Annotated in this window: 11 protein-coding genes; all 11 read right to left on the bottom strand. The window is 38.4% G+C overall.

Going from position 1 to position 21,970, the window contains the following annotated elements:
- Nucleotides 1–161: 161 nt before the first annotated feature.
- Nucleotides 162–1,421 carry a glycoside hydrolase family 88 protein gene (locus JCM15579_RS06995; protein ID WP_083464576.1) on the bottom strand — a complete coding sequence of 420 codons (1,260 nt, stop codon included), beginning with the start codon at nucleotides 1,419–1,421 and terminating at the stop codon, nucleotides 162–164.
- A gap of 59 nt (nucleotides 1,422–1,480) precedes the next feature.
- Nucleotides 1,481–3,070 carry a RagB/SusD family nutrient uptake outer membrane protein gene (locus JCM15579_RS06990; RefSeq protein WP_054717744.1) on the bottom strand — a complete coding sequence of 530 codons (1,590 nt, stop codon included), beginning with the start codon at nucleotides 3,068–3,070 and terminating at the stop codon, nucleotides 1,481–1,483.
- A 70-nt stretch (nucleotides 3,071–3,140) separates the two neighbouring features.
- Nucleotides 3,141–6,284, bottom strand: coding sequence for a SusC/RagA family TonB-linked outer membrane protein (locus JCM15579_RS06985; protein WP_083464575.1), 3,144 nt, complete (start codon nucleotides 6,282–6,284; stop codon nucleotides 3,141–3,143).
- Between the two features lie 34 nt (nucleotides 6,285–6,318).
- On the bottom strand, nucleotides 6,319–6,993 hold the full coding sequence (locus JCM15579_RS06980) for a choice-of-anchor J domain-containing protein (RefSeq protein ID WP_157471375.1): 675 nt from the start codon (nucleotides 6,991–6,993) through the stop codon (nucleotides 6,319–6,321).
- Between the two features lie 11 nt (nucleotides 6,994–7,004).
- Complete coding sequence (locus JCM15579_RS06975) at nucleotides 7,005–8,840, bottom strand: surface glycan-binding family protein (RefSeq protein WP_054717735.1); 1,836 nt, start codon at nucleotides 8,838–8,840, stop codon at nucleotides 7,005–7,007.
- A 482-nt stretch (nucleotides 8,841–9,322) separates the two neighbouring features.
- Nucleotides 9,323–10,852: a RagB/SusD family nutrient uptake outer membrane protein gene (locus JCM15579_RS06965; RefSeq protein ID WP_054717729.1), complete on the bottom strand. Its 1,530-nt coding sequence runs from the start codon at nucleotides 10,850–10,852 to the stop codon at nucleotides 9,323–9,325.
- A 192-nt stretch (nucleotides 10,853–11,044) separates the two neighbouring features.
- Nucleotides 11,045–14,047, bottom strand: coding sequence for a SusC/RagA family TonB-linked outer membrane protein (locus JCM15579_RS06960; protein ID WP_054717727.1), 3,003 nt, complete (start codon nucleotides 14,045–14,047; stop codon nucleotides 11,045–11,047).
- Between the two features lie 494 nt (nucleotides 14,048–14,541).
- Complete coding sequence (locus tag JCM15579_RS06955; RefSeq protein WP_054717724.1) at nucleotides 14,542–18,573, bottom strand: hybrid sensor histidine kinase/response regulator transcription factor; 4,032 nt, start codon at nucleotides 18,571–18,573, stop codon at nucleotides 14,542–14,544.
- Nucleotides 18,574–18,866: 293 nt separating this feature from the next.
- Nucleotides 18,867–20,186 carry an MFS transporter gene (locus JCM15579_RS06950; RefSeq protein ID WP_054717721.1) on the bottom strand — a complete coding sequence of 440 codons (1,320 nt, stop codon included), beginning with the start codon at nucleotides 20,184–20,186 and terminating at the stop codon, nucleotides 18,867–18,869.
- Between the two features lie 32 nt (nucleotides 20,187–20,218).
- Entirely contained in the window at nucleotides 20,219–20,890 is a 672-nt protein-coding gene (locus tag JCM15579_RS06945; protein WP_054717718.1) for a bifunctional 4-hydroxy-2-oxoglutarate aldolase/2-dehydro-3-deoxy-phosphogluconate aldolase, read from the bottom strand.
- A gap of 17 nt (nucleotides 20,891–20,907) precedes the next feature.
- The gene (locus JCM15579_RS06940; protein ID WP_054717716.1) at nucleotides 20,908–21,948 is read right to left on the bottom strand and encodes a sugar kinase; all 1,041 of its coding nucleotides are present in this window, start codon (nucleotides 21,946–21,948) and stop codon (nucleotides 20,908–20,910) included.
- Between the last annotated feature and the right edge of the window lie 22 nt (nucleotides 21,949–21,970).

Genomic DNA, 21,970 nt, shown 5'->3' with positions numbered 1-21,970 from the left:
TGTATTCAAGCTCAAGGCTTCACACATTTATTTCATCTGTTTATAATTTTTCACATTTGTCAGATGGAACTTACCATTCAAAAATAATCATAATCGTGTGTGAGTTAATAATTATTTACTCATGGACGTTTCATTATAATTTCATATTTGTACCATCAGACCTACATCTCAATGGTCAATGCTTTTCTTCTTCTCAATGCTTCCAGGTAATAGTAGTCAGCATAAACCAGGGCTACATCAATTTCATGGCGCTGTGGTTTTGCTCCTGTACTATGCAATAGAAAAGCATCGTTCACACCTTTTGCAGAGTAGCTTGGTGATGCCAAAGAGTTCAAAATGGCATCAGCAGCCTTGCCATAGCGTTTTTTCAATTCCGGTTTGGTAAGCAATGAGCTTAGCTCCACCAAACCTGAAGCTGCAATAGCAGCGGCCGATGCATCACGTGGTTCACCTTCATTACCTGTCAGATCAAAGTCCCAATAAGGAATATGATCTTCTGGCAAACCTGCAATAAATCGTTCTGAAACCTTCATGGCAAAGTCTAAAAACTTAGGCTCTTTGGTTTCACGATAAACCATGGTGTAACCATAAACAGCCCAAGCCTGTCCCCTGGCCCAAACACTTTCGTCAGCATAACCCTGAGAAGTGTTCTTATTTCGAACAGCACCCGTATTTTCATCGTACTCTACCACATGATAACAACTGTAATCATTTCTAAAGTGGTGCTTCATGGTGGTCTCAGCATGCTTTACCGCAATATCCCTGTAAACAGGATTCCCAGTCTCTTTCGATGCCCAAAACAAAAGTTCCAGATTCAGCATATTATCGATAATAGTAATATGTTGTTTCCACTGAGGATGCAGTTCATTCGACCATGACTTGATGGTTCCCACCTTAGGATTGTACCTGGTGATTAATGAGTTTGCGGATTCTATCAATACATCACGGTATTCTTTCTTTCCAGTCAATCGATAAGCCTGTCCGTAAGAGCAATACATCATAAAACCAACATCGTGGTGTTCTTTGTTGTATTTATATGGTTCTAAAGGCAAAGTTCTCTTCAGAGCCTCCTCTTTCCAATACTCATTCTTGGTTACATCGTACATCTGCCAAAGAATGCCAGGATAAAAGCCAACCGTCCAAACAAGAACTCCATTTTCAGGCATTTTCCAATGCTCTTCTCCACTCTCTATTAAGCGAGGATGTGTTTCAAAGTCAGTATGCAAAGCCACTGATTTCTTCAACTGTCCTTCACAAAATTTCATCTCCTGCTCTATATTCACATTAAGATCCTCCTGGAAAATTGGCGACATTTCCTCTTTGCTGGTATCTTTTTCTTTTGAAGAAGCAGATTGCAAACATGAGGAGTTTACCCCCACCAGTAATCCTAATGCGATAAAAAGTATAATCTTTTGCAACATTATTTTCTTTTAAACAGCTTGGTAAAAGAACAGGGAGTAACTCCCTGTTCAATTTATCTTTATTTCCACAATGGATTTTGATCCATTAACTTGTTCTCGTTCATTTCCTTCAAAGGAATTGGCATCAAATAGTGCTTCTCAGCAACATTATTCGATGAACGGTACAACCACTCTCTCGAAGAAGCAACGTTGGCAGCTTGCATTTCTGCTTTTAGTTGCGCCAATTTTTCAACCAACACTCCCCAACGAATCAAGTCGTGCTTACGAATTCCTTCAAAACAGAATTCTCTCAATCGTTCTGTCATCAACTCCTCATGGAAATCATCAGCAGTAGCAACCAAGTCAGCTTCTACATTAGCTAATCCAGCACGGTTACGAACCTGATTCATAAACGGAACAGCTTCTGCAGTTTTATCCAACTCATTCAAAGCCTCAGCTTTCATCAATAGAATATCAGAGTAACGAAGAATTGGGAAATTAATTCCAGTGTAGTTTTTATCCAAATCACCAGGTTCCAAACCATACCAGCTGTATGATCCATCAGCGTTATCCACTTTTTGAATACGACGGAACTTACCCGGAAACCACTCATATCTGTTTTTCTGAATCTTTACAACTCCGCTTTTATCAACTCTAAAGTTGGCAACATTCCAGTCATAACGCTCATCATTGTCCTGATCATAAGCATTAATCAAGGATAGTCCTGCATAGGTAAATGCGTAAGCGTATGGAGAGTTGTTTTGCTGACACATGATTCCGTTTAGGTTACCATGCTTACCATCTTCACGAATCCCTGCACCTCTTTGATTCTCGAACTGAACTTCAAAAATTACCTCGGTATCATCATTAACACCTGTAATTTCGTTCATGAAGACATCTTCATAGTTCTCAATCAAATTGTGCTCTCCACTGTTGATGATTAGGTCACAATATTCATTCACCTTGGCATAAGATTCTGCTGGCATGTGCTTCAATGGTACACCAGCTTTTGTCATATACACTCTTGCCAACAATCCCCAGGCAGCTGTTCTGCTAACTCTTCCGTATTCCATCTCCTCTGAAGGTAGTGGCAAGTTTGGCGCAGCAGCTTCCAATTCAGTAATAATAAACTCGTAAATATCTTCAGCCGAAGTGCGTGCAATATCATTGGCAGTTGCATCGCTAACAGATTTAGTTCTCAATGGTACTCCACCCCACCAACGAACCAAGTCGAAATAGAAGAAAGCTCTTAGGAAACGTGTTTCAGCTTCATATCTTAATTTTCTGCTATCCTCAGTAAACTCTGCTCCTGGCAAGTTCTCCAACAACAAGTTGGCACTGTTGATTCCTCTGTACAAGGTTCTCCATGTGTTTTCCAAATCAACGGTAGAAGCATTGTGAATATACAAACCTACAGTCCAGGAATTATAAGAACGTGAGAAAACAGCCTCGTCTGTTCCTACCATGAATTGAATAGGCAACTGTTCTCCATAAGTGTAACTGCTTCCAACATCGCTGTAAACTGCATTCAATGCTAATCTACAATCCGCCTCATTGCGATAAAAATTATCAGGACTTATTGTTGAAAGGGGTGTCTGATCCAACTCCGATTCACAAGAAGTAAAAAGGACAGACAGAACTGCGAATATGATTAAAAATGATCTTTGCATTTGTTATTTTTTTTAAAATGCCATTTCAAAGAATGATTCTGCTTGGAAATGGCAGTTCATAAGCTTTTAATTAAAAAGTTAAGTCAACACCAAAAGTTACTGTTGAACTTACAGGATAAGCAGAGTAGTCCAATCCTGGAGTCAAAGCACCATACTTACCTACTGAAACCTCAGGATCATAACCAGAATAGTTGGTTAAGGTCCATAAGTTTTGAGCTGAAGCATATACTCTTGCTTTCGAGAAACAAGTTTTCTTCAAGAAATTCTTGCTGAAGTTATATCCCAAAGAAACAGTCTTCAATTTCAGGTAAGAACCATCTTCCACTACTCGATCAGAAACCTTATTTCCTTCCGGAGCATAGCCCAACACAGCCTTCTCACCACGAATAATGTGAATATCATTTGTTGGGTTTGTAGGAGTGTAACGATTTGCTACAGAAGCATAGAAGTTGTGATTCTCTTTAATATCAGGACTTTCAAATACAACTCTGTTGGCATTTAAAATATCATTACCATAAGACCATTGGAACAAGAATGAAAAATCCCAGTTCTTATATTTGAAAGAGTTATTGATACCTCCGAAATGCTTAGGTTCTGGATTACCAATTACAGTTCTATCACGCTCATCAATGGTGTTATCGTTATTCAAATCTTTGTATTTCACGGAACCTGGAACAACCGCTCCACCGTTATCCGCAATATTATCTTTTAAAACATATCCTTCACCATTCACATAATTGAAATCATCAACCTGATACAATCCATCAGACAACAACCCGTAAATCTGCCCCACAGGGCCACCTACTTCAGTGATATACTGATATTCTGTATACTTATAGTTCCACTCAGGATTTGTCAACATGAAAGATTCTCCGTCGTTCAACTTAACTGTTTTATTTCGGTTGAAAGAGATGTTAAAGTTGGTGGTCCATTGGAAATCTTCTGTATCGATGTTTCTTGAGGTAATGGCAAACTCCAAACCTTTATTTTCAATCTCTCCAATGTTGGAAACAACACTTTTGAATGATGTTGAAGGAGCCATTGAACGCATCAATAATAGATCTATCGTATTCTTCTTGTACACATCAACATTCACATTCAATCTGTTGTCGAAGAATCCCATATCCAAACCAGCATTGTACTGATAAGTAGTTTCCCACTTCAGGTTCTTGTCTGCAAGATTGGTCATGTAAATCCCTTTTGAATACTGACCCGCGAAATTGTAACCATTATCAGTATCCGCATTCATCTGGCTGTGCGCTGAATAAGTTGGGATTCTGTTGTTACCTGTTGCACCCCAACCAGCTCTAAATTTCAAATTCGAGAACAGGTTCAAATCTTTAACAAATGACTCTTCGATCATTCTCCATCCGAATGAGAATGATGGGAAGTATCCCCACTTGTTCTTTCCTAAGAACTTCGAAGATCCATCCATACGAAAAGAGGCTGTCAACAAATATTTTTCACGGAAAGAGTAATCAACACGTGAGAAATATGACAATAAGGTTGATTTCTCAGCATATGATTCAGGAACGACAGGTTCTTCACCCAATCCAATATTATCAACACCCAGGTTATCCAAAGGCATGTGAGTATTCTTTGCTCTAAACCAATCACTATCTCTTGAGCTGAATTCATATCCTAACATTCCAGTGAATTTGTGGTCCTGAATTTTAGTCTTGTATGTCAACACATTCGAAGTAGAAAGAGTATAGTACCTTCTATCTGTAAGCGTACCATTAATACCATTGGCTCCTTGGTATCCTTCCAAGGTTTCTTGTCCGTAGAACAATTCTTGACGACGGTTATCAGATACATATCCTCCTGTTAGTTTTAAGTTCAAGCCTTTTGCCAAAGAAAAATCAGCATAAACATTTGCACGGAAAACATTCCAGTCAGTCTGACGATCAGTATTCTTCAAGGTCTTAACTGGGTTGAAACGCATATTATTTGGATCTTCCAAGTCGATACCATTCTGTAAACCATCATCGTTTACAGGTTCTACCGGACGGAAAGTAATTGCATCAGCCAAAATACTAACTCTGTTGTTACCAGCAACCTTATCACCTGTTTGCTTCATAACAGAGTAGTTCATATTCACACCTACTTTAATCTTGTCAGTTAGGTTGTGATCTAATTTTAATCTTCCGTTGTATTTTTCGTAACCCGTTTCAATCATGGTTCCCTGCTGATTAAGGAAATCGAAAGAAACGTAGTGCTTTGTTTTGCTGTTACCACCACTCATTGATACATTGAGGTTCTTCATGATTGCTTCACGGAAAATTTCATCCTGCCAATTGGTTCCCTTTTTATTGCGATACAATTCAGGATCTACCCAATGTTCTTTAAACTTATCAATATACTCTCCACCTTTGGCATTAGCAACTTCCTGCTGAAGAACAACAAAGTCATAAGGATTCATCACATCCAAACGATTCTGAATCCACTGTACACCTACAGATGAATTAACACTTACCTTTGAAGGACCTGACTTACCACCTTTTGTTGTGATGATGATTACACCATTGGCCCCACGAGAACCGTAGATAGCCGAAGCAGAAGCATCTTTCAACACATCATAGCTTTCAATATCACGAGTTGAAATCATACCTGGATCAAAACTCTCCATAGGAATTCCATCAACCACATACAATGGTGAATTATCTCCTGTTACCGAGTTCGCTCCACGAATAACGATCTGCATTCCCGAACCTGGCTGACCATCAGTACTGGTAACCTGAACCCCTGCCATACGACCTGACAACGCCTGGTCGAAATTCGCTACAGGAGCTTTTGCAAGTTCCTCAGGACGAACCGATACAATTGATCCGGTAACATCCTTCACACTCTTGGTTCCGTATCCTACAACAACAACTTGTTCCAATTGCTGAACATCAGCTGCCATTGTAATTTTTAAGTCAGTCTGATTTCCAACAGTAATTTCCTGAGTTGCAAAACCAATGAAAGAAACAACAATGGTAGCATTCTTGCCTACAGAGATTTGAAATTTCCCATCAATTGATGTTACTGTACCATTGGTAGTCCCTTTTTCCAAAATACTTACACCTGGTAGTTCCAGTCCAGTATCGTCAAGTACAATCCCACTAATTTTTTTCCCTTGCGCATAAGACAAGGTGCTTGTAAATGTTAGCACCAATACCAACAAGCATTGTACTACATTTCTCATTCTATTTCTTGAATTAATGAAGTTCATTTCTACAAATTAAGATTCTTCAATTCAGCTAAATCTACTTGCGAATAGCTGTAACTTTAACATTCGACAAGAATGTTGTTCTTGTCATATTCTTCACGGATTTGCCACTATGAATGGAACGAAAAGCAATCACTACACTTTTCCCCATGTATTTTTTCAGACTAATCTTTCTTTCCACAGCCTGGTTTTGTTTGTGAATGCTTTCCATCCACAACTCATCCCACTGGGCAGCTTCAACATCTCCTTTGTAGTTGTCTGAAATCAACACTTTCAATTCATTGGCACTGTCAGTTCCATACTTTGAATAAGCCTCGATCTCCAATTCTGCCTTTTTGCAATTGGCAAGCTCAATTTCCTCAGACACCAACCAGTCATCATTTACCGATTGGTTCGGAACCATGATAACACCACGCTTTGAGTTTCCATCTTTACCGTTCACACTCCAGTTTCCCCATCCACTTGTCCACTTTTTATTATCAGACTGAACAGGTTCTCCTTCTACACTAATGGCTGTAAAATTGCCAGTTTGGTATTCACCCTCTACTGCTTTTAATTCTTGCCAGCCATCTTCAAAGATGGTAACTTTTCCCGATTTCTTATTCTTTGGGGCTTTATCTCCCGCCACTGCAGTTGCTCCAATGAATAGAAGAGATACCAGCATTGCTGCTGATACCACTTTCATTATATTTTTAGATCCTAACATCGTCATCTTTTCAATCTTTATTTTCTAAGACCACTAACTTTGAAATCCTGAACGTATGTTGTTCTACTCAAATTCTTCGGATCTCCATTGTCAGCCTCAATTAAGAAACTCTTATGACGGAATGCAATGGTCACTACCTGTCCATCGTATGCACTTAAATCAACCATTCTTGCCTGAGCAAATGTAAAATTATGAACCGAAGTAAAATCAAGATTATCCCAGTTTGCAGTTTCAACATCACCAGCAAAATTGGTAGAAATCATTAACTCAAGAGTATTATTGCTATTGGTTCCGTATCGACTATAGGCTGCAAAATCTAATTGAGAATTCACAAAATTTGTTAGATCTACATTCTCAGCATATAACCAATCATCATTTTCAGCTTTCTTAGAGATCATGATTGCTCCTCTGGCACTTAGATTATCCACATCCATAACGCTCCAGTTACCCCAGCCGTAATCCCATTTGAAATTGGTTGCCTGAACAGGATCACTCAAAAGACTTACTTCTTTCATATTTCCCAATCCTTTTTCTCCAGCCTTAGGAGATACTTCATCCCATCCATCTTCGAATACAACTTCAGGAGTTGGAACCTGAATGGTTACAGTAATTACATCAGTAAAAGTCACCTCACCTTTAATGTTCGTAGCTTTTACAGATAGAGTATATTCACCAATGGCAAGACTATTTCCCTCTGCAAGGCTAATCACACCAGTGTTCTGATCAATTGCAAATGCTCCCTTGTTATCAACAAGTGCATAAGTAATAGGTGTTGTTCCTACCACTGTTGGCTGTACAGACTGGAATGCGAAAGATTCGTTAACCACATATGCTGACTTCGAATATTGCAGGTTAGAAGGCAATACCGCTTTGATTTCCACAATCTGGAAAGAAGCTGCATTTGCAAACTCAGTACTTCCGTGAGCATTAGTAGCCACTACAGTAAGATTGTAGGTATTAATATCCAATGGATGATTTTCAGGCAATGAAATAACACCCGTATTTTCATCAATACTAAATGATCCAAAATCGTCTTTCAACGCGAAAGTAAACGGGCCAGTTCCAGCTACAGTAGGTTGAGCACTTTGCTTTGCCTGCAATTGTTGTACATCCAAATATTCCTGAGGTGAATAAACCAAATTATATGCCTTGGTTTCCACCTTCACCATTATTACCTCTTTAAACTCAGCTACACCTGCAGCATTTGACACATTCACCGACAACTTGTAGTTTCCAGCTTCAATATCTGAATCTAAAGCCAATGAAATCTCACCGGTTTCAGCACTTATAGTAAAATCACTTTCTCCTTCTAATGAAAAAGTAGCAGGTTGGCTTCCTTTAAACAAAGGCTTGCTTGTTTTCTGTCCTTCAGCTCCACGAACAATAGTCTGCACATATGGTACATACTGCAATCCTTCAATTGTACTTGGAAGAATTCTCAACTCAACAGCTTCAGGAAAAACTTTCTCACCAACTTTGTTGCTTACCTTCACATTCAGTTTGTATAAACCAGCGACCAACTTGTTGTCATTAGCTAAGCTAATCACCCCAGTTGAATCCTTAATAGTAAATACACCCTCTACATAAACACCACCATCTTCAGCAGCACCTTCCACAATTTCAAAAATTGGTTGAGAATCTGAAAAAACTACAGGTTTTGCAGTTTCCATTGCCTTTCCTTCATAAACTTCGGTAACTGAAGCATAACGCAGACCACTTGGAGCCAAAACGTCTTCTGCAGAATCACTTTCATCATCGCAAGAATATGCAATTACTGAAAGCAAGGCTAATGCCACTGCCAACCATTTGGATCCAAAACGCCATTTGTTTTTACAATCGTTTGAATAATTCATTGAATTAACGTTTTGATATAAGATTAGTATTAGATTTTCAACATCGTTCCGAAAACGACTGCGTAAATGTATCTTTGCTTGCAAAGGACAATGTGATATTTTTATTCAAAACATGTCCAATATCATTCAACTACCACCTTTCAAGTACGATAATCCAACTAATCACACGTTTTTCACCCATAAGCGAATGATTTTGGATGCAAAAATATCAAAGTTCAAATCTTCTCAAACTTTTTATAGACAGAGCACTATAAAAAAGAATCGTTACAAGCAGGAAGGAAATGCTCTAAGTAGATGGTTTCAATTGTTGCACGAAACCATAATTAAGAAAGAATGATCCATCCCCAAGCAGTATTGGAAATGGGAATAGAAAATAAAAAGTCGGCACTTACTGTACCGACTTTCATTAAAATGAGTTCGACGTAAATCTATCACAAATAGAACTTACAAAGAACAGAATTTTACACCGAACTCATGTTATATTATAAATCTGGATTAATCAGGATATCCCTTGCCGGAATTGGGAACAGATATTTATCCTCAGTAATGGTTGACGGATCAAAATCGCTACGCTCATCCGCATGATTTACATTTGCCTCTTTAACCATTTTACGACGAACCAGATCGTGCCAACGCTTCATTTCGAATGCAAATTCCCAGGCACGTTCCTGAAGAACCACTGCATCGAACTCTTCTTTGGTAGCTCCGGCAGCTAACTTTTGGCTTTCCACAGCACTTCCAAGGTAAGCACGATCCTGAACTTCCCACAAAGCTGCATAGGCTTCAGCCGATGGAGATCCTTCTGCCATGTTAGCAGCCTCAGCATAAATTAGCAACACATCAGCATAACGAAAAATTGGAAACAAACAATTAGATGTAGCCTCGCTCCAGGTAGCACCGCCAATATCTCTGAATTTAGCAATGAAAGGGTGTGCTTCCTCTGAATTCTCCCATGAGAACCATTTGGACTCAGCCATCAGTTTCCCCTTCTTGTCATATTTAATGGTTTCATAAATGGTCCATTCCTTACGATTATCATTAGGATAGTTTCGAGCAAACTCCTTTTCTACAAGAACTTCTCTCCAACCTCCTTCATCCTTACCACGGAAAGCCTTGTTCCCAAAACTTCCATAGTTTCGATTTGAAGCAAAATCAGTATAAAACGCAAAAATGTGTTCTCCCTCAGAAAGACGATCTTCATAACTCCATAGGGTAGAAAAATCATTTTCCAATTGGTAATTTCCGGCGTCAATCACCTCTTTTGCCTTATCGGCAGCCTTTTGGTAGTATTCAGTTCCCTTTTCCAACGGCCATCCTGCCATATGAAGATATACATAGGAAATCAGAGTCTTTACCGCACCCAAAGTTGGACGTCCTTTTTCTGCTTGTGTTGCAGGCAATGCCTTTTCTGCTTCCAAAGCATCAGCCAAAATAAACTCATATACCTCTTCAATAGACGATTTTGTTATCTTTTGCGCATCACCGCCATTCATTAACTCTTTTACAATTGGTACTTCACCCCAGTAACGTACCAAGTTGAAATAGGCAAAAGCTCTCATGAAACGAACCTCGGCAATACGAGCATTTCTTAACTCCTCTGACATTGGAATCTCCTGAATTCTATCCAGGTTATTCAAAACATTATTGGCTGCACCAATTCCTCGGTACAAAGCCTTCCAAATCATTTCCAGGTCGTTGTTCTCTGTAGAAACTTCGAAATCATCAAATTCAAGCAACCTTTGCTTGTTCAATCCTCGAGTTGAAGTAATATCGTCAGCACCACAATTCAATCCCCAGCCTCTTCCGCTTAAACCATTCAAGCGACTGTCATCCTTATATATGTAGGTGTAAATAGGATAAATTGCAGCATCCAATTCCTGCTGTGTAGAAAAATAGTTATCCGGGCTTAAAAGGTATGTATCCTCTTCGTCCAGAAAATTACAGCCTCCCAACAGGCCTAAGCTTATTATCAAGCCAAAGCCAATATTTAATTTATTTATAAATCTTTTCATATGATTTTAATTTGTCTATGGTTGCCATATGGAACTCTCGATGAATTTAATCATTCTGATGTGTGTATTTTAGAATGCTAAAATTCATGTTCGTTTCATCTGTTTATCATTTATCTTCAATTGCCAAATGGAGCCCCCAAGGAAAACAGAATAGGCATTTTCCATATTCAGCTCCATAGCTTCTGAGTTTTATTAGAAAGTAAGGTTAACACCAAAATTGAATACTTTAGCCAAAGGATATGGAGCACGGTCAAAACCTACAAGGTAGTCAGCATTATTTGCTCCTCCCGGGTTATTTACCTCAGGATCGTAACCTCTGTAATCGGTAGATGTCCATAAATTCTGTCCACTTACAAATACGCGCATCTTTTCAATGTTATAACGCTTTAGTACTGATTTACTAAATGTATAACCCAATGAAATATTACTCAAACGGATATAAGATCCATCCTCTACAGTTGCAGATGAATTATCTAAATAAGAGGTTTTATAAGTCGTGCTAAATGCAGGAATTGAATTGCTTGGATTTTCAGGAGTCCAACGATTCTGGATATCAACATTGGTAGGATCCTGATTTCCCCAACCCATTGAACGGCTATACACTTCATTCTTGATATCATTTCCGAATGTACCTGTAAACAAGATATCCATATCGAAATTTTTATATGTGAATGAGTTTGACCATCCCATATTCCATTTTGGATATCCATAACCAATTATCGTGCGATCATCAGCAGTGATAGCCTTGTCATCATTCACATCTACAAATCTTGCATCACCAGGCTTGTTGCCATACACCGCTGCCTGATCAGCTTGATCTTGCTGCCAAACGCCGTCAAATTTATATCCATAAATTAAACCTAAAGATTTCCCTTTCTGAATCAATGCAAGTGCATTATTCTCACCCATGATAATTTTCTCAGCATCGCCCAAATTCATTACTTTGTTTCGGTTGATACTTACTGTTACATTACTGCTCCACTTTAACTCACCAAACGAATGGTTTGTTCCAAGGTCAAATTCTATACCTTTATTCTCAACCTCTCCCAGGTTCTTAAATTCCGATTTGAATCCCGTGTAGAAAGGAACAGCCACTTCCAACAACAAATCTTTTGTTTTCTTATAGTAGTAATCAGCAGTTAGTGACAACTTTCCGTTGAACAATGCAACATCGAAACCAAAGTCTACCTGGGCGGTTTTCTCCCACGATAGGAATGGATTATTTGAACGAGCAGGAGCAATTCCTACACTAACACCAGAACCATCAATAGGATAGTTTACACCAGTACTCATTAAACCTTTAGATTGGTATGGCGCAGTAGCCTGAGAACCTGTAACACCAAAGCTGGAACGCAACTTCAAATTGTCAACATACTCTATATCTTTCATAAATGATTCCTCAGACAGACGCCATGCGAAAGATCCACTTGGGAAATATCCCCACTTGTGATTGTCCGCAAACTTCGACGAACCATCAGCTCTCATGGCAAGAGTCACCAGATATTTATCGTTGAACACATAATTCAAACGTCCTAAGAACGACATCAACTGCCAATCAACAAAAGAAGAAGATGGCGATAAAGGTTCCTTACCCAAAGAAACATCATAGAATCCATTTTCAACATCGAAATTTTTCACTGCCAAAGCTGAACCTTGTGTCTTCGAACCAGTTTGCTCATTCACAAAAGTAAAGTTGATTTTATGCTTACCAACTTGATTCTTATAGGTTAAAATATTGGTATTCTGCCAAATAAACTCCTTGCGGTTATTGATATTGGCTCTACCGTTGTCTCCTTCACCAGCGTAAAGGTTCACACTTGAATACATATTAGAAACGTAATCTCTAGTGCTATAACCTCCAGATACTCTCACATTCCATTTATCATTGATTTGATAATCAAAGTATGCATTGATATTTTGCTTCACATTATCGATGTAATGATTCTGCTCCATATAATCTGCTACAGGGTTGGATATCGTCGCTAATGAAGAACGGGAATAATTTCCCTCTTCATCGTAAATAGGAAGAGTAGGCTCCATGGTAACGGCATCATTAGAGATAGATCCGTTTGGCCAACTCAACTTGTGAGGTCTGTCCTTACTAAGGATTCCATTGATACGAACTCCCATCTTCAAGTTCTCTGAAAGATCTACATCAACATTCGCACGATAGCTAAATCTCTCATAGTTTGAATTTTTAAGAATCCCTTCCTGATTCAAATACTGACCAGAAAACAAAAAATTAAACCCATTCTTTTTCCCACTTACCGATAAATCATGATTGTGAGTCAAGGCTGTACGATACACTTCATCTTGCCAGTCTGTACCACCATTTCTTTTGAAATTCTCAATCTGCTCAGCAGAAAACTCTTCAGCTCCTCCTGTTTGAACACGTTTTTGGTTGATTACTTCAGCATAAGAAGCCGCATCTAAAAGATCCATTTTATTTGCTAATTGCTGAACTCCAACATAACCATTGTAGCTCACCTGCATTTTTCCATCTTTACCACCTTTTGTGGTTACAAGAATAACCCCATTGGCACCTCTGGAACCATAAATAGCAGTTGCGGATGCATCTTTCAATACCTCTAAAGATTCAATATCATTTGGGTTCAAATCAGAAAGAGATTGACCAATAAAACCATCAACAATTACCAAAGGAGCATTGCTACCGTTAATTGAATTAGTTCCGCGAATTCTAATTTTAATATCTCCACCAGGAGCTCCACTGTTCGATTGAACAGAAACGCCAGATAGTTTCCCTTGCAATGCCTGACTTACATTTGGTGTTTGAATGTCCACAATCGATTCCGCTGATACACGTGAAGTAGCACCTGTCAAGTCACTTTTGCGCATGGTTCCATATCCAATGGCAACTACTTCATCCAAGCCAACATTATCAGCCTGCAACTCAATATTAATGGTTTGCTGAGTTCCAACCTTAATCTCCTGTGTTTTCATCCCAACAAAAGAGAAAACCAAAACATCCCCAGCAGTAGGGACAGTCAATACATACTTTCCATCTAAATTGGTGGTAGTACCAATAGAAGTTCCTTTCACAATAACGGAAGCTCCTGGTACTCCTAAGCCATCTTCAGCCAATGTAACAGTTCCTGAAACGGATCGTTCCTGAGCTTTCAGAAATTGTACCCCTACAATAAAGAGGCATACAAACAGTCCAATAATTTTTTTCATTAGATCATAAATTGTTTAGAGTGTTAGATGGCATCCAAATCATCAATACATCATTTGAATACTTCTCTAACCGAGTTTAGTAAAAGCAAGTCATCACAAATATTCTACTCCCAAAGACAGTTTTTGAAACCATCAAATCGTTTCCGTCTGCTTAATTCCAGAATATTTGTATAACTTATAGTTTCGCAAACGAATGCATAAATGTATGATCAGTATAAAATGAGCCTTTATCATTTTGTTCAAAACATTTCCAAAATCATTCGAGAAATGAAGGAAAGGCACTTATAGCATGTCTATTGGACAATTTGAACATATGGTTGGATGATAATGGATGTGGTCTTTCACACAACAAACAACAATCTATTTTTTTATAGATAGCGATACAAATTATGTTAGTACAGAAAAATAACTCTGACATCTTTTGAAATAACCACATCCACAAAAAAAATCCCGAACTAAAAGAGTGCGGGATTTTCCTTGAATTCTATTTCAATCTATTCATTTTCTACCTTAGGATCTTCTCCTTTCGCATACCTCGACGGAGAAATCTTAAAATGATCGCTAAAGCACTTGCTAAAGTATCGGGGGGTTGTAAAACCAACCGAATAGGCAACCTCAGAAACACTCACCCCCACTTCCGAACGAAGCATTACAGCGGCCTTTTTCAACCGGCTACTCAATATGAAATCATTTGGAGTTTGCCCGGTAATTCCTTTTATTTTGGCATATAAACTTGTACGGCCCAGGCACATTTCCTGTGCAAACTGGTTGACATCAAACTTTGAATTATCGAGATTTTCTTCAATCACCTTCATGGCCTTCTCCAAAAGCTCAGCATCCAATGAATTGGAAGTAATATTTCTCACTCCAATGCCTGGATTTGTTCTAAACTTTTCCTGAAGCAAGGTTCTTGATTTGATTAGATTCTTACATCTCGCCTGAAGCAATTTCATATTGAAAGGCTTGGTTATGTAATCGTCGGCCCCAATTTCCATCCCTTCAATCTTATATTCCAAGGCATCTTTAGCAGTTAAAAGGATGATTGGAATATGACTGGTACTTATATCAGTCTTTAATTTTTCGCACATCTCGGTACCCGATAATACTGGCATCATCACATCACTAATAATCAGGTCGGGCTGTATTTCAATGGCTTTCTCCAAACCTTTCTGCCCATTCTCAACCCCAATCACCGTGTAATGGTCGTCAAAGGAAGAGCACAACATATCGCGCACTTCAAAATTGTCTTCCACGATTAACAAGGTCGGATTTGTTGGTAAGATATTTGTTTCAGCCAATCTACTTTCTGATTCCTCTACCTGATTGGCAAGCATTTTTGTGTTGGAGCTAAGCTCAAATTTAAACTCTTCATCCCAAATAACATTTTCGTCTTTGAAATGCTCTTTCCCTTTAGGCAAATATACTTCGAAACAAGATCCCTCGTCAGTTTTGCTATCTACCTTTATTTCGCCTCCATGAAGGTCAACAATCCCTTTTGTTAGAGCCAATCCAATTCCTGAACCCAGATGTTGATGTTTTTGCTGGCTCAAATGATCAACCTGATAGAATCGATCAAAGATTTTATCTAAATATTCCTCAGGCATTCCTTTTCCTGAGTCAATGACTTTCACAACCACCTGCTTTTCCAAATCATCCAGCAACAGGTATACAGAACCTCCATCATCAGTAAATTTAAAGGCATTGGAAAGCAAGTTGAACAGCACTTTCTCCAACTGCCTTGCATCGAACCACAAAGGAATACTATTCTGATGACATACCATTTTAAAACTGATATCTCTTCGTTGTGCATATTCTTTAAAAGAGTCGTATATACTCTTTGTAAATTCTACAAAATCATGCTCATTCACCCTTAATTTCACATATCCGAGCTCTTGTTTTCTAAACTCCAAAAGTTCATCAATCAGGTTCTTCAATCGATAGGAATTCTTAAATGCAACCAAAATTTTGTTGTAGATTTTGGGAGCGATACCAGATTCATCTAACAGTCCTTCCAATTGCCCCAGAATCAATGTAAGGGGAGTTCTAAACTCGTGAGATATGTTGGTAAAGAATCTCAATTTTGATTGATTCAACTCTCTGATTCGTTCCTTGTCAACCTGTTCCTTTTTCAAATTTTCCTCCAAAATTGCTTTTGAAATTAATACGCGGTTTATATAGATTAAAATACTGGCAACAATAGCTAAATACAGCAAGTAAGCCCACCATGTATTGTAAAAAGGGGGATCTATTTGAATATTCATTTTCGTTGTTTGCCCATATTTACCATCGCGGTATACCTCTCTCACTTTAAAAGTATAATCTCCTGAAGGCAAATTGGTATAGCTTACTGTTCTACGGTATCCCGCATCTACCCAGTTGTCATCAAAACCTTCCATCAAATACTGGTACTGCGATTTGTTTGCCTTTAAATAGTTGAATGAAGTAAAATCGAAAGAGATTACACTATGTCTGTGGTTTAAATTGATTTTTTCGGTAAAAGGTAATGTTTTGCTTAAAATCTCACTCTCATCGCCAACACGAACCTCTTTGTTGTTTACTTTCAACGAAGTAAAATAGAGAGGATGGCTGATACTTTGGTTTTGCAATTCCTTTTCCCAAAAGGAAACCATTCCATGAATTCCCCCAACAAAAACTTCCCCATCTGAGGTAATAAACAATCCTCTTTCATTGATTTCACCCAGCGGGAATCCACTTTCGTAGTCATAGGCTCTGAATACCTCCTCTTCAACATCAAACTTGCTTATCCCTTTACTGGTAGCAACCCAAAGAAATCCATATCTCGACTCCGTAATCCCATAGATAAAATCAGACGGCAAGTCATAATTCTTGCTAGAGTATACCTTGAAACTATCATCTTCGGGAAGATAACGATTCAAGCCTCCACCCGAGGTGGCGATCCATACTCTTCGCATATGATCCTGATAGATCTGATAGATAAAATCGCTACTGAGATTAAAATGTTTACTATCCCTTCTATAATTCTTAAGATGTCCTGACTTTACATCAAAAACACTTAAGCCTTTGGTTTCTGAACCTATCCACAATCTGTCATCCTTATCAAGAAGTAAAGCAAGGATTTTTTGTCCTACCAGCTGCCTTTGCTCCTCTTCATCAAAGAAATCGGTAAACATTTCAGTTTTAGGATCGAACAACACCACTCCCTGGTTGGTTCCAAGAATTAATTTGTTTTCATAAGGGATAATTGCTGAAATGATGTTACTTGGGATGGAATAAGACTGCTGATCGTTTTTTAAATATTTTTTGATTCGTCCTGTTTTTATATCCAAAACATTTAGACCCCCCATATGAGTCCCAATCCACAGTCTGTTGTCATTATCTAAATATAAACTTTTGGCATTGTTGTTTGATAAGCTCTTAACACCTTCTCCTTTGGTGATATAGGTAAAACTTTTTTCCTTTCTGTTGTAGAAGTTTACACCTCCCCCCTCTGTTGCAATCCATAGATTCTTGTCATCGTCTTCTAACATAGATCCCACAACACGATAATTAATAGATTTATTATGCTCGGGATCAGCAACAAAGTATCTGAATATATTTGTTTTAGGATTATAGATATTCACCCCGCCAAAATAGGTTCCAATCCATATACTCCCCTCATGATCGCGAAACATGGTGTAGATTGAATTATGACTAAGGGCATTGGGGTTTTTATCAGACTGGTAATAGTTAGAGAACTTCCGACTTTTTACGTCCAAAACACTAACTCCAAGGAAAGTTCCAATCCAGATTCTCCCTTCCCTATCTTCCGAAATATCGCGAACTACATTGTGAGCTAGACCTGTATCCTGAGTATAGTGTTTTAATACCTTTTCTTTATAAATTTCGTATACACCATTGTTCTTTGTTCCCACCCAAATGGTGTCCAACTTGCTTTTATAAATACAGGATACTTCATCTTTTAATATGGTCTTCAGGCTCCCATTGTTTACGTGACTAATCAAGAGTCCTTTGTTTTTCATTCCTAGAAAAAGATCTCCATTGTCGTCCTCATAAATCTCAACGACACTATTCTCTTCTGTATGTATATCTTTTACAGCAATAAATTCAGATTTTGTTTCCTTTAATCTAAACAGTCCGTTATTGGTTCCCACCCAGATATCTTTTTTACCAATATAAAAGCAATTTACATCGGCATGAGGGTAGTTTATCAACTCATCAGTTTCAATGTTATAACTTGATAAACCTTCCTCTGTTAAGATCCATAATCGATTTCTGGAATCAAATTGCAAGTCACGTATATTATTTCCCAAAATACTATTGGGATTCTCTCTCTCATGACGAAATACATCAATTTCGTAACCATTAAACCTGTTCAATCCATCACGTGTCCCAATCCACATGGTGCCCAAATGATCCTGTTCAAGCGCAGTTACAGATATTTGCGACAAACCATCTTTCAAATCAATGTGATCGAAATAAATATCCTGAGCCTGACAAATCAAGATCTCCAGCAATAAAACAAATAGAAGAAAGGTTTTTTTCATAGGTTACAGGTATTTTTTAACAACAAGATTGAGTCTTCCTTGTAGCAACAAATTAAATCATTTCCTATCGCATTCAAAAATTAAATAGACCGGTATATTTTACTGATATGTTGCTATTAAACAATGCTTCCAATAATTCTTATTTTATCTATTTAACAGACTCAAGTTATACTTGATAAATTCTATTAAATAGATCTTAAAAAAAGGCAAAGTCGATTCCAATGAATGCAACTTTGCCTTTAACCAAACAGATTAACAATTATTCAATCGTCAATTATAAAATTATTGTGAAGCTATTCGCTAAGTTGCAAATCCTCGTTCAATGGCTTCAATTTAGGTAGCATTAAATGTATGATTCCTAGAATCACAAGATATAGTAAACCTGCAACCAAGAACATCCAGAAATAAAATGAATTTCCTGATGAGTCTAAACCATTCCCTAAAGCAAAGTCAACCAACATACCTGCAATGGCACCAACCATTCCACCAATTCCAACTACAGATGCAATTGCTTTCTTCGGCATTACGTCCGAAACAATGGTAAACAAGTTTGCCGACCAGGCTTGATGACCTCCAGAAGCCAAAGCTATTAAACATACCGCAATCCAAACATTATCTGTTAAAGCTGCGAAAGCTACAGGAGCAATACATAGTGCACAAATTAACAAGGAAACCTTACGTGCTGCGTTCAAACTCCATCCACGGTTAATAAAAAACTTGGACAAATACCCACCTAATATACTACCTACATCAGCTGTAATAAAAATTATTACAAAAGCTCCACTCAATTCTTTAATATCATCTAAACCAAACTTCTGTTTGAAGAAAATTCCACTCCAAAATAAGAAAAAGAACCAAACTGCATCGGTAATTTTACCTATGGCAAAAGCCCATGTCTGTCTTAGTGGCAATACACGAGACCATGCTAACTTCTTATCTTTCCCTTCCTGAGTTTGTGTTTTATTATCTTGCAGGATATAATCCAATTCTTCCTTTGAAACTTTCGGATGTTCCTCTGGCTTCTTGTATGTTCTTAACCATAGCGTTACCCATATTCCGCTTAAAACACCTGTAGTTAAGAATGCAAACTGCCAATTATCTCCATTACCTGCAACAACCAATGCAATCATTGCTGGTGCTAATATTGCTCCGATATTCGCTCCCGCATTGAAAATACCTGTTGCAAAAGCACGGTCTTTTTTTGGAAACCACTCCGCAACTGTTTTAACCGCTGCAGGAAAGTTACCAGCTTCACCAATACCTAAACCAAATCTAGCTCCAATAAAACCTACCAAGGCAAATGCTGGACGTACTGCCGCATGAAGCATACCAAATATACTCCAGATGGCAATAGATAATGTATATCCAATCTTGGTTCCAAATCGATCGATTACACCACCCATCGTAATCATACCAATAGCATATGCGGCTTTAAATGCCATATTGATGTATCCGTAATCAGCGTTACTCCAATGGAATTTCTCCATTAAAGTAGGGCCTAACACTCCCATAATACTGCGATCCATATAGTTTATGGTTGTTGCAGCAAAGAGTAAGGCAAGAATTCTATATCTGTAATTTCCTGCCGGCTTTTCTAAACCTGTTCCACTCATATTTATTTCTTTTTAACGAAGATCAACACTTCCTATTTTTTCAATTTCTTAATAATCTCGAAAGCTTTAACTGTTGCCTCTTCGATGCCCTGATAATCAAAAGAGCCATCCTCTTTCTTTAGCATCAACTGAGACCCCATTCCAACGCAGTGAACTCCTGCATCAAACCAAGATTTCAAGTTTTCCTCGTCAGGCTTCACACCTCCTGTTGGCATGATTGATGACCAAGGGAAAGGACCTTTAACAGCCTTAACGAATTCCGGACCTCCTACCTGAGCACCAGGGAAAATTTTCACTACTTCAGCTCCCAGCTCTTCTGCGTATGAAATTTCAGTAAGAGAACCACAACCAGGAGACCAGGCAACCTTTCTGCGATTACAAACTTTTGCCATTTCTGCATTCAAGATTGGAGAAACTACAAAGTTAGCTCCCAACTGAATGTACAATGAAGTTGTTCCTGCATCAATTACAGAACCAACACCCATTATCATTTCCGGGCATTCTTTAGCTGCCCATTTATTTAGCTCTGCAAAAATTTCATGAGCGTAATCTCCTCTGTTTACGAATTCAAAAAGCCGTGCTCCTCCCTTATAACAGGCTTTCACCACCTCTTTACAAATCTCTATATCTTTATGAAAGAACACAGGAATCATTCCTGTTTCTTTCATTTTTAATGCAACTTCTATTCTTGAAAATCTAGCCATTTTTTCTAATTATGAATTTATCTTGCAACACGACCTGATGCATCACCATCCATTAGTTTCTCAACTTCTTCAACCGTAACCTGATTGTAGTCACCATAAATAGTGTGTTTCAAACAAGAGGCAGCTACAGCAAAATTCAAGGCTTTCTGATTGTCATTCGGCCAGGTTAGCAACCCGTAGATTAAACCTCCCATGAATGAATCTCCACCACCAACACGATCAACAATATGAGTAATCTGGTAAGTGTTGTTTGCTTTGAACAACTCTTTTCCGTCATACAATACTCCTGACCATGAATTGTGATTCGCATTAATAGAGCCACGCAAAGTAGTAATTACTTTCTTACAACGAGGGAATTGCGTCATGATTTGTTCTGATACTGACAAATATGCATCAGCCTCAACATGACCACCTGTTACATCAACACCTTCAGGTTTGATTCCCAATACTTTTTCGGCGTCCTCTTCATTACCAAGAACCACATCTGTACCGGCAACCAAAGCAGGCATAACTTCACCAGCAGACTTGCCATACTTCCATAGGTTCTTTCTGTAATTTAAATCACAAGAAACTGTAATACCTCTTTCATTTGCAGCATTAATTGCTTCCAAACACACGTCAGCAGCACCTTGTGAGATAGCTGGAGTAATTCCTGTCCAGTGGAACCAACTTACTCCTTCGAATACTTTATCCCAATCGATCATTCCTTTCTCGATTTGAGAAATTGCAGAATGTGCACGATCGTAAACTACTTTACTTCCACGGCTTACCGCTCCTGTTTCCAAAAAGTATATACCTAATCGATCTCCACCATGAATGATGTTATCAGTATTCACGCCATACTTTCTCAAATCCATCTCGCATGCACGTGCAATGTCGTTCTTTGGTAAACGAGTCACAAAGCTCGATTCAATACCATAGTTTGCCAAAGAAACAGCCACGTTCGCTTCTCCACCACCATAAGTAGCAGTAAATTCTGATGCTTGCGAAAATCTTTCATATCCAGGTGTTGCCAAACGCAACATGATCTCTCCAAAAGTAACTACCTTATTACTCATCTCTATCTATCTTTTCCTTGTT

Source organism: Marinifilum fragile JCM 15579, assembly GCF_001310955.1.
GTDB classification, from domain to species: domain Bacteria; phylum Bacteroidota; class Bacteroidia; order Bacteroidales; family Marinifilaceae; genus Marinifilum; species Marinifilum fragile.
Note: the sequence above shows the minus strand (reverse complement) of the source record. Positions and strands in the feature narration are given on the sequence as shown.

Bases quoted from the DNA above. Each gene is read 5' to 3' on its own strand.
- JCM15579_RS06995 (WP_083464576.1), bottom strand. From the start codon at position 1,421: ATGTTGCAAAAGATTATACTTTTTATCGCATTAGGATTACTGGTGGGG.
- JCM15579_RS06990 (WP_054717744.1), bottom strand. From the start codon at position 3,070: ATGCAAAGATCATTTTTAATCATATTCGCAGTTCTGTCTGTCCTTTTT.
- JCM15579_RS06985 (WP_083464575.1), bottom strand. From the start codon at position 6,284: ATGAACTTCATTAATTCAAGAAATAGAATGAGAAATGTAGTACAATGC.
- JCM15579_RS06980 (WP_157471375.1), bottom strand. From the start codon at position 6,993: ATGACGATGTTAGGATCTAAAAATATAATGAAAGTGGTATCAGCAGCA.
- JCM15579_RS06975 (WP_054717735.1), bottom strand. From the start codon at position 8,840: ATGAATTATTCAAACGATTGTAAAAACAAATGGCGTTTTGGATCCAAA.
- JCM15579_RS06965 (WP_054717729.1), bottom strand. From the start codon at position 10,852: ATGAAAAGATTTATAAATAAATTAAATATTGGCTTTGGCTTGATAATA.
- JCM15579_RS06960 (WP_054717727.1), bottom strand. From the start codon at position 14,047: ATGAAAAAAATTATTGGACTGTTTGTATGCCTCTTTATTGTAGGGGTA.
- JCM15579_RS06955 (WP_054717724.1), bottom strand. From the start codon at position 18,573: ATGAAAAAAACCTTTCTTCTATTTGTTTTATTGCTGGAGATCTTGATT.
- JCM15579_RS06950 (WP_054717721.1), bottom strand. From the start codon at position 20,186: ATGAGTGGAACAGGTTTAGAAAAGCCGGCAGGAAATTACAGATATAGA.
- JCM15579_RS06945 (WP_054717718.1), bottom strand. From the start codon at position 20,890: ATGGCTAGATTTTCAAGAATAGAAGTTGCATTAAAAATGAAAGAAACA.
- JCM15579_RS06940 (WP_054717716.1), bottom strand. From the start codon at position 21,948: ATGAGTAATAAGGTAGTTACTTTTGGAGAGATCATGTTGCGTTTGGCA.